Consider the following 14911-nt stretch of genomic DNA (forward strand, 5'->3'; position numbering starts at 1 on the left):
GACGGGGTCAGAGGCCGACCATGGCTCTGATATCTGATGGCGTTTTACCAGCATCCCGGTAGGTGGCAAGGCTCCGGGCGTCGTCGCGTTTGGCAAGGCGTTTGCCAGCCTCATCCCGGATCAGGTGATGGTGGTGGTAAATCGGTGTGGGTGAGCCCAAGAGGCGTTGCAGCAGGACATGGATTTGCGTGGCGGCAAATAGATCCTGACCACGGATCACATGCGTGATGTTCTGATCGGCGTCGTCAATGACGATAGAAAGGTGGTATGAGGCGCTCATGCCGGGGCGAGCCAGCGCAACATCGCCCACGCGTTGGATCATGTCTTTTGGTGTAGTGTTGCCGTTTAAACCGTCCGGGCAACGGCCTGTTTCCTTGAAATAAAGCGGTGTGTCGAGCACCGCCAGCGCCCGGGCGATATCAAGCCTGAGCGCGGTATCGGGCATCGGGCCACGAGGTGGGGTGTCGGGACGGCACGTGCCGGGATAGACAATACCATCAGGTCCATGCAACGGCGCGCCTTCGTGCGGGGCTGCGGCAGCGGCGCGGATGTCGGCGCGTGAGCAGGTGCAGGGGAACAGAAGTCCATGGTCCCAAAGGGCTTGAAGTGCGGAACGGTAATGCTCAAGACGCTCGGACTGCCGCCAAACAGGGTCCGGCCATGTCAGGCCCAGCCAGTGCAGATCGTCATAAATCTGCGTCTCCCATTCGCGTCGGGCCCTACTTTGATCGATGTCATCAATGCGCAGATGAAAAACGCCACCTTCCGCCATCGCCATGTCATGCGCCAGAATCGCAGAGTAGGCGTGCCCCAGATGCAGTGGACCAGTTGGGGATGGCGCAAAGCGGGTTCGGAATGTCACGTTTTTTCAAGGATATAAATGGTAGAGTTTATGTCGCGCTTAGGCAAGTGCGGGCCATAGGCGCTATAGACCAGCCGCGCCTTGCCGCCATCGACCCATTCATCCAGCCGCGTGGTGTAGGACGCATCGGCCATGGCATGGTCGTTAAAGCTGAAACTCATGATCCCGCCGCGATCGAGCGCATTCATCAAAAGATCGAATGTTTCAGGCGGGGCCGCCCCGGTTCCAATCACTCCAATCGCAGCGATGGTGGCGTAGTTGCCTTGAGAGATTGGATTTGGATCGGTGACATCGATCTCGGTGAGGGTGCGGTAAACGCCCTTGGGCTCGGCCTGGGCCAGCATTTCGGCATTTGGGTCCATGCCATCGATTGTCTTGAACCCGGCCAGTTTCAGCGCAAGACCCGACAGGCCCGTGCCACAGCCGAAATCCAATATCGGCGCAGTGAGATCCTCGACATGTTCGGCCAATGCCTCGGCCAGACGGCCCGGCGTGGCATAGCCGTTTTCGCCGGTTTCCGCATCATAGCTCGCGGCCCAGTCATTATAGAGCGCTTGCGTGTCTTCGGCGCTATCGAGGTGATAGGCCTCGTCAAGAAATTGCTTTGCCATGAAGGCAGAAAATCACACCGACGCAGTGGCGTCCAGTTGCGATTTTGTGAGCCACTCTGTCCAGGCTGCCTTGGCGCGGTCTGTGTAGGCCTTGTAGCGATCACGCCGGCCGCGACGCCCGCCTTTGAGGCCGTCCACGGGGCGGAATAGGCCAAAATTGACATTCATAGGTTGGAAGGTCTTGGCCTCTGCGCCGCCGGTAATGTGGTGGATAAGCGCACCCATGGCGCTGTCTTGCGGGATATCAGGCAAGGGATGCCCGCGCATTTCTGCCGCCGCCAAACGCCCAGCCAAAAGGCCCATGGCAGCTGACTCCACATAGCCTTCGACTCCCGTTATTTGTCCGGCAAAGCGGATATTGGGGCGGGAACGCAGGCGCATCTGGTTGTCCAAAAGCGTCGGAGCATTCAGGAATGTATTGCGGTGGATGCCACCAAGGCGGGCGAAGGATGCTTTCTCAAGTCCGGGAATCTTTTTAAAAACATTATTTTGCGCGCCATACTTCATCTTGGTCTGAAAGCCCACGATGTTATAGAGCGTGCCAAGCGCGTTGTCGCGCCTGAGCTGCACCACGGCATGCGGCTTCTCATCGGGCGAGTGCGGATTGGTCAAGCCCACAGGCTTCATCGGACCATGCCGCAGGGTCTCACGCCCGCGTTCGGCCATCACCTCAATGGGCAGGCAGCCGTCGAAATAGGTGGCGGTCTCGCCCTCGTGGAACTCGGTTTTGTCAGCCGCCAGAAGCGCGTCTATGAAGGCTTCGTACTGGTCGCGATCCATCGGGCAGTTGAGATAGGCGGTGCGCTCTTCCTCGGTCTCGCCCTTGTCATAGCGCGATTGCATCCAGGCACGGGACATGTCGATGCTGTCAAAATAGACAATGGGCGCGATGGCGTCGAAAAAGGCGAGGCGGTCAGTCCCGGTCTCGTTGGCGATGGCCGTGCCCAGTTTTTCCGAAGTGAGCGGCCCGGTGGCGAAAACCCAATGTCCGTCCTCGGGCAGGGTGGTGATCTCGCTGTTCTCGATGCGAATCGTGGGGTGCGTGCGCAGGCGGGCGGTGACGGATTGGGCAAATGCCTCTCGGTCGACCGCAAGGGCACCCCCGGCAGGCAGGCGATGGCGGTCGGCCATGTTCATGATCAACCCGTTTGCCGCGCGCATTTCCCAATGCAGAAGGCCCACGGCGTTTTGCTCATCATCATCGGAGCGGAATGAGTTGGAGCACACCATTTCGGCCAGATCGCCGGTCTGGTGGGCAAAGGTTTCAACCTTGGGGCGCATCTCGTGGAGGATCACCTGCACGCCCATATTGGCCGCTTGCCAGGCGGCTTCAGATCCGGCCATGCCGCCGCCGACGATATGTAGGGTTTTGTCCATGGGTCTGGACCTAGGCCGTTCGCCTTGGTTTGAAAAGGTCTATTGGGTCCACTCGGGCGGGCGTTTTTCGATAAAGGCAGCGATGCCTTCCTCGGTGTCGCGCCAAAGCATGTTTTCGACCATCACATCACGGGTGTAGTCATAGGCGTCATCAAGGCCCATTTCGAGCTGACGATAGAAGGCTTCTTTACCAATCTTAACAGCAGACCCGAGTTTGGCGGCGATGGTCTCTGCCAACTCTTGTGTGGCGGCGTTAAGGTCTTGCTCGGGGACAGCCTTATTGATCAGGCCCATCGCTGTGGCGCGCTCGGTGTTGATGAATTGGCCTGTGGTCAGCATTTCGAAGGCCTGTTTGCGGGGAATGTTACGGGATAAAGCCACCATCGGGGTCGAACAGAAAAGGCCGATATTGACGCCATTAACGCCAAAGCGTGTGCCTTCAGCGGCAATGGCCAGATCACAGGCAGCGACAAGCTGGCACCCGGCGGCTGTGGCAATGCCGTGGGGTTGGGCAATAACTGGTTGAGGCAAGTCACGAATGGAGCGCATCACGTTGGCGCAGCGGTTGAAAAGGTCAGCAAAATAGGCTTTTCCGCCATCCTCGGCCTGTCGTCCCTGGGTCATTTCCTTGAGATCATGGCCTGCGCAGAATGCCTTGCCGGCGCCCCCAATGACGACAGCGCGAATGTTGCGGTCTTCTGAGATGCGCTCCAACTCTTCATGCAGCGCAGCCAACATGGCGTCAGACAGCGCATTGAGCGCCTCGGGCCGGTTCATGGTCAGCCGCGCCACGGCGCCCTGATCTTCGCGAATGAGGATTGTCATCTTGTGTCTCCGCTGCGTCTGTGATTCTTCTACTGCGAGACGGGCAGGGAGGAAAGCATGGCGCTCAAAATGACCATCGACGAGATGACCGCCTTTTTTGATGAGGTCTTTCCCCAGGTGAAGGGAGATTTCACCGTCGAGGCGCTGGAAGAGATGGGCGTCACCATGCGCCTTAATGTGTCTGAACGCCATCTGCGGCCCGGCGGAACTGTCTCCGGGCCATCCATGTTCGGGCTGGCGGATGTCGCTGTGTATGTGGCTGTGCTTGGTATGATCGGACCCGAGGCGCTAACTGTGACGACAAATTGCTCGATTGATTTCATGCGCAAGCCGGTGGCGAACGCGGATCTTATTGCCAAATGCAAGCTGCTCAAACTTGGGCGTGCCCTGGCGGTAGGAGATGTTCTTCTTTTCTCAGAAGGCAGTGATAAACCCGTGGCGCGCGCTAGCCTGACTTACTCCATCCCGCCAAAATAAAAAAGGGCCGGAGAAACTCCGGCCCAGGTGGAAGAGGGGCCTGTCGGGGACGATCAGGGCCTCCAGAACCACTTGTTGTATTCCTGCTCGGCCTGACGGGGGGAGAGGCCGATATCATTGAGCATGTGATCGTCGAGTTGCGACAGATCACGTCGCGACTTGCGTCTCTGGCTCCACAGCAGGACGCACCACGCCACCTGCACCGCGATGCGCGACAGCACTGGCAGGGAACTATGGGCACGCAGGTGCTCTAGCGCTGCGCGGTCGGATCGAGTGAGGGTTGTCATGGTCCTTGTCCTTTCGCTTGAGTGAAATTGTATTGATACAATATTCAGTTTGTGATGTGTATTAGGTAAGAGATTCGCCTGTATTCTGCGAGGAAAACATTGTGACTGATACAATATGGATGCCAGATCTCGGAACGAAAGGCGAATCAAAGTATATTGTATTGATACAATCAATGCGTGATGCCATACGCTCCGGCACACTGGAAACCGGCACACGGCTACCACCAGTGCGGGACCTTGCATGGAAACTCGGCATCACACCCGGCACCGTGGCGCGTGCCTACAAGATGGCGGCCGAAGAGGGTCTGGTGGAAACCACTGTTGGCCGCGGCACCTTTGTTACTGGAAGCCTGTTCACCGAACTGCCGGATGATCCATTGTTGAACCTGACGGCGTCGGACTATCTCGATTTCCGCGCGGTGCGTGTCCCGGATATCGGGCAGGACACATACATCCGCCAAGTCATGATGGAACTGGGCCGCGGCGGGGCGCATCGCTATCTCGACTATCCCACGGTACAGACTGACTATGCCGCGCGTGCCGCGGTGGCACAGTGGATTGGCGTGGACCGGGCAGGGCGCTTTGGCGCAGATGAGGTGGTCCTCGGACTCGGCGCGCAGAATTCCGTGATGATGGCGCTTCAGACCATTTTGCACGGGGCCACGCCGGTGATCCTGACAGAATCGCTGGCCTATCCGGGTGTGCGCCACGCAGCACGGCTTCTCAGAGCGCAGCTGATTGGCGTTGAGATGGACGAGCATGGGATTCGTCCAGACCGGCTGGAGGAATTGCTGCGCCGCCATGGCGGGCAGGTGCTTTTGACAGCGCCCGAAGCCCATAGCCCGACAACGACGCATACCCCGTTAGAGCGCAAACAGCAGATCGCAAACCTGGCGCGGAAATATCAGCTTCAGATCATTGAGGATGATTGCCATTGCGTGACCCGCAGTGAAACACCTGCCTACCGCGCACTCTGCCCGGAGCGGGCCTGGTTTGTCTCATCGCTGAGCAAATCCGTGTCAGCTTCCCTTCGGTTTGGCTATGCCGTCGCGCCACATGGACTCTCGGCGCAAGCACGACAGGTGGCGCAATCATCTTTTTATGGCATCCCGCAACCCATTCTCGACATTGCCGCCGTTCTCATCCGCTCCGGACAGGCCGAGACATTCCGGTCTCAAGTCGAAGACATCATCTGTGACCGGGTCCGAGTGGCAGTGAATGTGCTCGGGCAATGGGATATTGCCTGGCGCAAGACACTGCCGTTTTTATGGCTGAAACTGCCGCAAGGCTGGCGCGGGTCGACCTTTGCCCGTGCCTGTGAGGCGGAAGGCATCCGAGTCAAACCCGCTGATGAATTCGCCCTGCCAGATGGTCAGGCCCCCAATGCCGTGCGCATCAGCCTTGATCCCAATAGCGATGCGACAAAGTTTGAAGGCGCTTTGAAGAGAATGTCATGCCTGTTAGAAGTGCCGCCGTTGAACGTGGATTTGTGAGCAGAGATTATGGGGTATTATATTACCATATTTTCAAGTCATTGTATTACATAGTTTATTTTAACATTATGCTGCTTGACCATACATTTCCAACCTATATAACCCGTCCATCGCATCCACGGGCGCTTGTGCGCCTTGCAATGCACAAGATCAATCAGGAACGACAAAGGTTTCCGACATGAAAACGTACTCTGCCACACCAGCAGATATCGACAAGAAATGGATCGTGATCGATGCCGAAGGCGTCGTTCTGGGTCGTCTTGCTTCGATCATTGCCACGCGTCTGCGCGGCAAGCACAAGCCAAGCTTCACGCCTAGCCAGGATATGGGCGACAATGTCATCGTGATCAACGCCGACAAGGTACAGGTCACAGGCAATAAACGTGAAAAGCCCAACTACTGGCACACCGGTTATCCGGGTGGCATCAAGTCGCGCACCACAGGTCAAATCCTCGAAGGCGAACATCCGGAGCGCGTGGTCATGCAAGCGGTCAAGCGCATGCTGCCCTCGAACCGGCTGGCGCGTCGTCAGATGACCAATCTGCGCGTTTACGCCGGCACCGAGCATCCGCATGAGGCGCAAAGCCCGGAAGTGCTGGATGTGAAATCCATGAACAAGAAAAATACGCGGGTGTAAGAGATGGCTGACGAAATCAAAACTCTCGACGATCTCGAAGCCGTTGTCGACGGCGGTGCAGAGGCCCCGGTGGCCGAAGCGGAAACCCCACGCGAACCTGTGCGTGATGAATTGGGTCGGTCCTATGCCACCGGCAAACGGAAAGACGCGGTGGCCCGCGTCTGGATCAAGCCTGGCTCTGGCAAGGTCGTTGTCAACGGCAAGGAGCAGGACAAGTATTTTGCCCGCCCCGTGCTGCAAATGATCCTGCGTCAACCTTTTGAAGTGGCCGGGGTCACCGATCAGTTTGACGTGATGGCCACGGTAAAAGGTGGCGGTCTTTCGGGTCAGGCCGGTGCGGTCAAGCACGGCATTTCCAAAGCGCTGCAGCTTTATGATCCGTCCTTGCGCGGGGCGCTCAAGGCGGCAGGTTTCCTCACGCGTGACAGCCGCGTGGTGGAACGCAAGAAATACGGTAAGCGCAAAGCCCGCCGGAGCTTCCAGTTCTCCAAGCGTTAAGCTTCCGTCACAAGAATTTGGAGAGGGCCGCCTTGGGGTGGCCTTTTTCTTTTGGGTATTTGTGACAAGAAAGAAGCCAGAGGCGGACGTCGTGAAAGTCCTCTGCGACTTTTGTAACATGGGGACATTGCGTCAGCGTAACTTTGGGCCACGCTTTTTGGTTGCAAGTTTATCCTGGATCAGCTTCATCCCATGCTAACCTTTGGAAGGGCAAAGATGCAGTATCGGCGGGAAATAGATGGATTGAGGGCAGTGGCCGTGCTGCCTGTCATCCTGTTTCACGCCGGTGTATCGGTTTTCAGTGGTGGCTTTGTGGGCGTTGATGTCTTCTTTGTCATCTCTGGCTATCTGATCACCACAATCCTGATATCCGAGCGCGAGGCGGGAACCTATTCAATCTGGTCTTTCTATGAACGCCGGGCGCGGCGCATATTACCAGCGCTTTTTTTGGTGCTCATTGCAACAATGCCTTTTGCCTGGTTCTGGATCGCGCCGGATCCGTTTGAAGATTATGCACGGTCCTTTGCCTTTGCAGCGCTCTTTATCTCAAATGTGCATTTTCTGGAGCATTCGGGATATTTTGATGTCTCCTCAGAACTGCGACCGCTCTTGCACACCTGGAGCCTGGCGGTCGAAGAGCAGTATTACCTTTTGTTTCCGGTAGTGCTTTGGGCTTGTGGCGCGTTTGTGCGGGCCAAATTTCTGTGGGTTTTTCTGATGCTTTCCGTTCTGTCGCTATCCTTGGCGGAGTGGGGATGGCGCAATTTTCCAACGCAAAATTTCTTTTTCTCGCCGTCCCGCCTGTGGGAACTTTTGGCTGGCTCCATCTGTGCGGTGCTGCTCTATGCGCGCCCTCAGATGCGACATGACCTTCTGGGGCTTTTGGGTCTTGGTCTCATTCTTGCGTCTGTTTTTGTCTATGACGAAAGGGTGCCGTTTCCGTCGGTTTACACGCTGGTTCCGGTTGTGGGCACAATGCTCATCATCCTTTTTGCCAGTCAGGGCACATGGGCGGCGCGGCTTTTGGCTTGGGGCCCGATGGTGGGGATCGGGTTGATCAGCTATAGTGCCTACCTTTGGCACCAGCCAATCTTTGCATTTGCGCGGATCCGGGTGGTGGGTGAGCCCTCGGCGCTGCTGATGGCGGGCGGTGTTGTGCTGTCTTTGGTGCTGGCATATCTGTCATGGCGCTTTGTCGAGCGCCCGTTTCGCACCCGGGCGTGGCTTCCGGCGCGTGGGGGGCTTTTTGCGGTGTGTCTGACCGGAATTGCCGCCAGCGGTGTTTTTGGGGCCTGGACTGCGCAAACCGAAGGCTTCTCATCGCGGCTTGAGGGGCGTGGAGACGACAGGTATTTCGCGGCATTAGACCGTCGGCTGGACACGCGGCCCAAGGACAGCTGTTCCAACCCCGAGGACATGAAAAATGGCGTATTATGTGCGGTTTTTGCGCCGCATGCGTCGGATGTGTCATGGGCGCTTTTGGGGGACAGCCACGCACAAGCCATTTTGCCCGCCCTCGAGGCGGTCTCGGACGCGGAAGGCGTGAGCATTTTGCGCGGTATTCGACCTGGCTGTCCGCCCCTTATGGGCGTTCATTTGGTTTATGCTGGGCGCGAGGCGGAGCTGTGTTTCAAAAGCACCCAATCTCTAGCCGAGCAGGTTGTTGCCTCGGGCGCAGATACGGTCATTCTTGCCGCGCGCTGGAGCCTGTTTGCGCCTGGAGACCTTAGTCGTGCGGAGCGCAGCTTCATGGTGAGTGAATCACCGCAAAACCGTGCGCAGACTGATGCGGCGTGGCGCGCCAGTTATACGGTAGGTGTGCACAATATGATCCGGTTTTATCGCGATGCCGGATTGCGGGTCATTCTCTTGCGGCAGGTACCGCAACAGCTTCAGTTGCCGAATAATGTGATAGCGCAAGCGCTTCTGAAAAATCTCCCCGCGGCGCAGGTTGAGGCGGAAATTGCCCATAGCTTTATTCCCATTCAAACGCATCGCGATCTGGTGGAATTTTCGGAAACCGTTTTAATCGAGGCTGCCAAAGAGCACGGGGCGCAGGTTGTGTCGGTCAATGACTTTTTTGAAGAGGCCGAGACCTATGCGTGGTTCCGTGATGGTGTGCTCTATTACAAGGATGCAGATCATCTGTCGTTGCAGGGGGCACTGGCGCTTGGCCCTTTGCTGGCCGAGCGGCTGCGGACGCGCAGGTGACTATCCATCTCTGGGCAACAAACCCAGGCCGCGCAAGTAGACGCCGATGCCAGATTCCAGAAGGTCCTCAGGAGAGAAGGGGGAATGTGTGCCCGGTGAATTACGCGCGAAGAGCTCAACGACCCCGTGGCTGAGCGCCCAGATATGCGCCGAGACCATCGAGGGCGGCGGGCGGCGGTCAGGTGGAATATGATGCGACAAGGCTTCAGCGGCGTGTTCCAACACGGCGCGTGCTCGACCAGAGATGGCGGCCAGCTCCGGAGTTCGGTTGACCGAAACGCCGCTTTCGAACATCGCGATATAATGTCCGGCGTGATCTTTTGCAAAAGTGAGATAGGCGCGCCCCGCTGCCTCTAGCGAGGTGAGCGCAGAGGGCTGACCGCTCTCATAGGCGTGTTCCATCGCCTCGGCGAAGATCACATAACCTTGCCGCGCGGCCTCGGCGATGAGGTCCTCGCGCCCGGCGAAATGGCGGTAGACTGCCGCGGGGGTTACACCCGCCTGCTTAGCCGCTTCCGAGAGGGTGAAACCGGTGGGGCCCTTCGCCTCAATCAGCGTCAGAGCAGCCTCAACAAGGGCCTGACGCAGATTGCCATGGTGGTACCCGCGTTTAGGCATCCCAGATCTCGGGGCCCGCACAAACGGACTGGTCGGGCTGGCCTACTGATTTTGGGATCTTGCGGTCGTAATCGATGTTGAGAAGAACATGCCTGATGGCTTCTAATCGAGCGCGGCGCTTGTCATCTGAGCGAATGATCGTCCAGGGCGCATGCGCGCTGTCAGAGCGCTTTAGCGTTTCGGAAATAGCGGCTGAGTAATCATCCCACTTCTTCAGGCCCTCAACATCGATCCAGCTGAGCTTCCACTGTTTGAGCAGATCGCCTTCACGCCCTAAAAACCGGCGCAGCTGTTCGGCGCGCCCCACGTTGAGCCAGAACTTGAAAAGGTGAATGCCCTCATCCACCAGCATCTTTTCAAAGTCTCCCACTTGGCCAAAGAAATGCTCACGCTGCGCATCCGTGCAAAAGCCAAAGACCTTTTCCACCACGCCACGATTGTACCAGGAGCGGTCAAAAAAGATGATCTCACCTGCCGCGGGCAGGTGATCAATATAGCGTTGGAAATACCATTGCGTGGCTTCCTTGTCGGTGGGTTTGGACAGAGCCACAACACGGGCGCCGCGAGGATTAAGGTATTCCCGGAAGCGTTTGATTGTGCCTCCTTTTCCAGCTGCATCCCGTCCCTCGAAAACGCACACAACGCGCGCGCCGCTTTCTTTGACCCAAGCCTGCAGCTTGACCAGCTCGGTCTGGAGCTTCAGCAGATCCTGCTCATAGGCCTTGCGCGGCATGCGGTCTGAGTGCGGGTAGGTTGGCGACAGGATTTCACCCTTTTCGCCTCGATTTATCGCATTGCGAATATCATCCGGGGCGTCGTCTTTGAAAAAAGCACTGATCGCGCCGTCAAATGGAAGCTCCATGCGCCCCTCCTTCGGGTTTGCCGTCACTATGGAATGTGAATCCGCTTAACGCAATCCAGCGCGCGCTGCGGCGCGGTCTATGGCGGCAATTGTCGTTTTTGGATCAGCATGATGCGGCATGTGGCCGATGCCCGAAAGAACCGTCAGTTTACCGTTCTTGAGCTGTTCCGAGAGCGGCTTGGAGTGAATGTCGAGAGGCACAGTGGTATCCGCATCGCCATGGATGATCTCCACCGGCATGGTAAGTTCTGATGCATACCGCTGAGACATTCTGACAATATGCGGGCGAAGCGTGACAACCTGCTGTCCATTGGCACGCAGGCTTTCTCGGCGAAGGGTGAGAGGCGCGCCGATATAATCCACGTAGCCTTTGGGGGGCTTTTGCGGAGTGAAGACATCGGTCACGCTTTGTTCAATGCGGGATTGCGACGCCAGTACCGTGATAAGGGGCACCGCGGTGGCGCCGCCAAGGGCAGAGCCGGTCACGTCATAGAACCGTCCCAGATCTCCGGGCCAGGGGTTGGAGACACTTCCCAACAGGACCAGTGCCGCTGTGTCGTCAGGCGCGTTCAGGCCCCAGGCAAGCGCGACTGCGCCGCCAAAACTATGGCCCAGAACGATGGGGCGTTTGACACCGAGCTGCGCGGCGGCTTTTTGCAAAAGGGCGGCTTGTTGCAGAGGGCTTTCACCTTCGACAGTGTTTAGGCCACCAAAACCCGGCAGGCGTTCGGTGTAGCCCAAACCAGGACGGTCAAAAGCAATCACGCGGTACCGGTCGGTCAGTTTCTCCGCCAGATCAAAGGTGAAGTCGCGCAGATTGCCACCTGCACCGTGAATCAAGACAAGATCTGGGCCCGAACCCGCCACCCAGGCGTGCACACGTGTGCCATCGACATCTACGAACTGTCCGATGGGCGGGTGGGATTGCTCTGCCGTTTGCTCGCGTTTGCTGGCCAGTCCCGCACAGCCCGCCAATAGCGCGGCGGCGCCCAATGCTGCCCAAATAACCTTACTTCGCATTGCTCTGCCTCTTACATGCTTACTTAGAAGCTAGGCCAATCTGAGCGCTGTCAAATGGCGTGGACTGGTAAATCTCGTTGATCCAATTGCCGTAGAGCAGATGCGCGTGGCTGCGCCAGCGGTTCTGCGGCTCACGGGCCGGGTCATCCTCGGGGTAGTAATTGCAGGGCACATTGATCGGCGTGCCGTTGTCAACGTCACGATCATATTCCTGTTTCAGTGTGCCGCTGTCGTATTCCAGATGGTTAAAGATATAGAGCGAATGATTGGTGGTGTCCTCGACCAGGCAAGGGCCGACCTCATCGCTGTCGAGCAGGATGTTGAGGCCGTCCACGCCGATGATCTCGTCGCGGCGCATCTCGGTCCAGCGGCTCACCGGAATGACACAATCATCAGAGAAGCCGCGCAGATAGGGCGAGGCAGAGGCCATGTTGCGATGGCGAAAACAGCCAAATGCCTTAGCCTCCAGCATATGTTTTTTGACACCATGAATGTGGTTGATCATCGCCATGCCGCCCCAACAGACACCGAAGGTCGAATGCACATGGGTGTGCGCCCAGTCAAAGAGGCGGCGCAGTTCGTCCCAATAGGTGACTTCATCAAACTCCAAATGCTCAATCGGCGCGCCGGTGATGATCAGCCCGTCAAATTTCTCGCCAGTCGCCTCCACCTCGGTGAAGGGGCGATAAAAGCTTTCCATATGCTCGGCCGCTGTATTTTTTGTGCGGTGCTCGGACATGCGGATGAGCGAGAGGTCAATTTGCAAAGGCGTGGCCCCGATGAGCCGAGCAAACTGGTTCTCGGTCTGGATCTTCTTGGGCATCAGGTTCAAAAGCCCTATGCGCAAAGGACGAATATCCTGCCGCGACGCCTGATCTTCGTCCATAACCATCACGCCCTCATTGCTGAGAACGTCGAAGGCGGGCAGGGTGGCAGGAAGCTTAATCGGCATTGGATCGACCTTTATCGCGGTCCGGTCTACATAGACGATCAGCCAGCACGCTCAAGGGCCTGTGCGATCAGGCTCTCGAAAGCGTTAACGTCTGTAACAGCCGCAACTTCGTCGGCTGTGACGGTCACACCCCATTTTGCCATGGCCTCATACCGTGGCGCACGGTGCGCCAGGGCGCGCGCATATGTCCAGCGGATAAAACTATCTGGATCAACAGACTCTTCTGAGACGTTGTTTTCGCTCAAATATTCCCGCCAGCAAGCTTCAAGAAATTCAGGCTGGTAACACATTGGCTTGGGGGCACGGTCAAAGCGACGGATGAGCTCTTGCGTGTGGCGATCATCGCCCTGGATACGCACAAGCAGACAGTGCTTTGAAAGCTCTGTTAACAAAGTATCTTCGGGATTGTTGCCATCCACCCATTCACAGATCGACCCGCCGGTATCGCAGACAAAGTTGGGATAGCCATATAGCCGCCCGGCGCGTTCGATGAAATAACTTGTGTCCTCCAGCGCATTAATCTCGGCGCGGCGGAACTGATCCTGACGCACGCGGTATTCATCAATGGGCAACCCGCCCTTGGCCGGATCACCGGGTTTGCCCAGATAAGTCGAGACCGGTGAGAGGTTATCAAAGGTGATATTGGAGCCGATGTAGATTGAGTCAGTCATCAGCAGGTCCCGTAGAAACGGCACCTGCATGGCATGAGTCTTGGCATTGTCGGCAATCCACTCGCCCATGTAGCGGGTGCCGATGCGGTAGTCGATGGAGTAATGAAACCAGTCGCCGCTGCCCCGCAGCATGTTCGACAGATGTGTTTTGCCCAGACCCGACATACCATAGAACAACACCCGCTTATGCGGTGCGTTGAGCCAATCTTTTGCTGAGAGATAGATCATCGGCCTTCTCCTTGGCAGATGTGGTAGCCAGAGCCGCAGTCCTGGTCAAATGCAAAGCCTTCGGGAAAAAGAAAAAACCCCGCCGGTGCGGCGGGGTTTTAATGTGTCGCTGAGGCGCGCTTTAGAAGCGCAAGCCCAGTTTCATCCCAACCGCAACGGCGTCGTTGCCGCTAAAGTTACCACCGATCGTTGTGGTAATCGTGTCACCGAAATCGATGTAACGAATACCCGTTGTGAACTCATAGGCTTCGGTTTCGTATTTCACAGCTACGCCGTAGCTAATGTACCCATCAAAGCCTTGCAGGTTGCCGACAATATCGTTCTGGTCTTCCTCATAGCCAATGGAGAAAGCACCAGACCAGTTTTCGGTAAACTTACGACCGACACCAAGTTCAAAGGTCCAAATATCTGATGTGCCGAAAGCGATAGCTGGGCCAGGTGCACCGACTGCGGCGATACCAAAATCGGCTGGCGCAATCTGAAACTCGGTCCATTCCCGCCAGCGGGCAGAGCCAAAGACAAGGGTATTTGCCGCAACACCAGTTTGAAAATGCAGCGTGGCTGCCTGTGGGATAGTCACGTCAAATGGGGTGCCAGTGGAGTCTGTGTAGCTATGCTCGATCTCTGACTCGTAGGTCAGTGCCACGCGCAAGGCGATGTCTGGAATTTCGTAAGCCCCGCCCAGAACATAGCCCACCTGATAGTCGTCATTCACGGCAAGGGTGTAAGGCGCGCCACCATTGGCAGGGACAATTGCTGCGGGAATGAAAACATTACCGCTCAAAGCTTGAACGCGCAGGCCGCCATAGACGCTGACGCGGTCTGTCGCCTGATACTTCAGGTACCCAGTGAGCGCACGCGAGTTGACCTCGGCGTTGCCTCCGCTGAAGGGGTGTGGTGTACCGGGCGCGTAAGACACGTCAGCGCCAACAGGTGAGTTGCCGACCAACGCAAACGCCCATTTGTCGTTAATCTGGTGTTTGTAGCCCAACGAAAACTGCGTGTAGTTTTGCTGAATGTTGCCTGAGCCGACCACACCCATAAATGTACCGCTGATACTTGGCGAGACATTGGCAACGGTGGCCTCGAGATAATTTTTACCCTCTTCAAACAGGATTTGAGACCGATCTCCGTCACGTTCAATCTGGCCTGCAAATGCGCTGGTTGTTGCGAGGCCGAGAGTGGTGGCGGCCGCTGCAATCTTTTTCATCTTGTCCCTCTCCTCCAGAGATATTGCAGGCACATTACTGCGTGGCGAATTTCGGTCAACGATTGACGCTAC

The 14911-nt window shown here is 57.1% G+C and carries 16 protein-coding genes; 5 read left to right on the top strand and 11 right to left on the bottom strand.

Features of this window, described 5'->3' with window-relative positions; translation table 11 throughout:
* Positions 1 to 7: 7 nt before the first annotated feature.
* From gluQRS to RZ517_RS10010, 4 genes are read right to left on the bottom strand one after another with little or no spacing between them, the layout of a single operon-like run.
* Positions 8 to 862 (bottom strand): tRNA glutamyl-Q(34) synthetase GluQRS, encoded by an 855-nt coding sequence (gene gluQRS / locus RZ517_RS09995; protein ID WP_338548060.1) that lies wholly within the window; start codon positions 860 to 862, stop codon positions 8 to 10.
* Positions 859 to 1473: a class I SAM-dependent DNA methyltransferase gene (locus RZ517_RS10000; RefSeq protein ID WP_338548062.1), complete on the bottom strand. Its 615-nt coding sequence runs from the start codon at positions 1471 to 1473 to the stop codon at positions 859 to 861. Before RZ517_RS10000 ends, gluQRS begins: the two co-directional genes overlap by 4 nt.
* Positions 1474 to 1485: 12 nt before the next feature.
* Complete coding sequence (gene trmFO, locus RZ517_RS10005) at positions 1486 to 2850, bottom strand: methylenetetrahydrofolate--tRNA-(uracil(54)-C(5))-methyltransferase (FADH(2)-oxidizing) TrmFO (RefSeq protein WP_338548064.1); 1365 nt, start codon at positions 2848 to 2850, stop codon at positions 1486 to 1488.
* A 39-nt stretch (positions 2851 to 2889) separates the two neighbouring features.
* Positions 2890 to 3675, bottom strand: a complete 786-nt coding sequence (locus tag RZ517_RS10010) for an enoyl-CoA hydratase (protein ID WP_338548065.1) — start codon at positions 3673 to 3675, stop codon at positions 2890 to 2892.
* Positions 3676 to 3732: 57 nt separating this feature from the next.
* On the opposite strand from RZ517_RS10010, the gene RZ517_RS10015 reads away from it, so the two are divergent.
* Positions 3733 to 4152 (top strand): PaaI family thioesterase, encoded by a 420-nt coding sequence (locus RZ517_RS10015; protein ID WP_338548067.1) that lies wholly within the window; start codon positions 3733 to 3735, stop codon positions 4150 to 4152.
* A 53-nt stretch (positions 4153 to 4205) separates the two neighbouring features.
* Here the strand turns inward: RZ517_RS10015 and RZ517_RS10020 are convergent, their stop codons facing one another.
* The gene (locus RZ517_RS10020) at positions 4206 to 4439 is read right to left on the bottom strand and encodes a DUF1127 domain-containing protein (RefSeq protein WP_338548068.1); all 234 of its coding nucleotides are present in this window, start codon (positions 4437 to 4439) and stop codon (positions 4206 to 4208) included.
* Between the two features lie 173 nt (positions 4440 to 4612).
* Here RZ517_RS10020 and RZ517_RS10025 point away from each other — a divergent pair, with 173 nt between their 5' ends.
* The 4 genes from RZ517_RS10025 (at position 4613) to RZ517_RS10040 (ending at position 9278) form a co-directional block, all read left to right on the top strand.
* A complete protein-coding gene (locus tag RZ517_RS10025) occupies positions 4613 to 5932 on the top strand; it encodes a PLP-dependent aminotransferase family protein (protein ID WP_338548070.1) in 1320 nt (439 codons plus the stop codon).
* A 178-nt stretch (positions 5933 to 6110) separates the two neighbouring features.
* Complete coding sequence (rplM, locus tag RZ517_RS10030) at positions 6111 to 6569, top strand: 50S ribosomal protein L13 (RefSeq protein ID WP_338548073.1); 459 nt, start codon at positions 6111 to 6113, stop codon at positions 6567 to 6569.
* A 3-nt stretch (positions 6570 to 6572) separates the two neighbouring features.
* On the top strand, positions 6573 to 7067 hold the full coding sequence (rpsI, locus tag RZ517_RS10035) for a 30S ribosomal protein S9 (RefSeq protein ID WP_338548074.1): 495 nt from the start codon (positions 6573 to 6575) through the stop codon (positions 7065 to 7067).
* A gap of 216 nt (positions 7068 to 7283) precedes the next feature.
* The gene (locus tag RZ517_RS10040; RefSeq protein ID WP_338548075.1) at positions 7284 to 9278 is read left to right on the top strand and encodes an acyltransferase family protein; all 1995 of its coding nucleotides are present in this window, start codon (positions 7284 to 7286) and stop codon (positions 9276 to 9278) included.
* On the opposite strand, the gene RZ517_RS10045 is transcribed toward RZ517_RS10040, so the two are convergent.
* The 6 genes from RZ517_RS10045 to RZ517_RS10070 all read right to left on the bottom strand — a co-directional run bounded on the left by RZ517_RS10045 (position 9279) and on the right by RZ517_RS10070 (position 14839).
* On the bottom strand, positions 9279 to 9896 hold the full coding sequence (locus RZ517_RS10045) for a TetR/AcrR family transcriptional regulator (protein ID WP_338548076.1): 618 nt from the start codon (positions 9894 to 9896) through the stop codon (positions 9279 to 9281).
* Positions 9889 to 10758 carry a polyphosphate kinase 2 gene (ppk2, locus tag RZ517_RS10050; RefSeq protein ID WP_338548077.1) on the bottom strand — a complete coding sequence of 290 codons (870 nt, stop codon included), beginning with the start codon at positions 10756 to 10758 and terminating at the stop codon, positions 9889 to 9891. The genes RZ517_RS10045 and ppk2 overlap by 8 nt, the downstream gene beginning before the upstream one ends.
* 45 nt (positions 10759 to 10803) lie before the next feature.
* A complete protein-coding gene (locus RZ517_RS10055) occupies positions 10804 to 11778 on the bottom strand; it encodes an alpha/beta fold hydrolase (RefSeq protein ID WP_338548079.1) in 975 nt (324 codons plus the stop codon).
* 19 nt (positions 11779 to 11797) lie between these two features.
* The gene (gene metA / locus RZ517_RS10060) at positions 11798 to 12730 is read right to left on the bottom strand and encodes a homoserine O-acetyltransferase MetA (protein WP_338548081.1); all 933 of its coding nucleotides are present in this window, start codon (positions 12728 to 12730) and stop codon (positions 11798 to 11800) included.
* 38 nt (positions 12731 to 12768) lie between these two features.
* Positions 12769 to 13629 (bottom strand): ATPase, encoded by an 861-nt coding sequence (locus tag RZ517_RS10065; protein ID WP_338548082.1) that lies wholly within the window; start codon positions 13627 to 13629, stop codon positions 12769 to 12771.
* Between the two features lie 121 nt (positions 13630 to 13750).
* Positions 13751 to 14839: an OmpP1/FadL family transporter gene (locus RZ517_RS10070; RefSeq protein WP_338548084.1), complete on the bottom strand. Its 1089-nt coding sequence runs from the start codon at positions 14837 to 14839 to the stop codon at positions 13751 to 13753.
* Between the last annotated feature and the right edge of the window lie 72 nt (positions 14840 to 14911).

It is taken from the genome of Roseovarius sp. S88, assembly GCF_037023735.1.
Classification (GTDB): domain Bacteria; phylum Pseudomonadota; class Alphaproteobacteria; order Rhodobacterales; family Rhodobacteraceae; genus Roseovarius; species Roseovarius phycicola.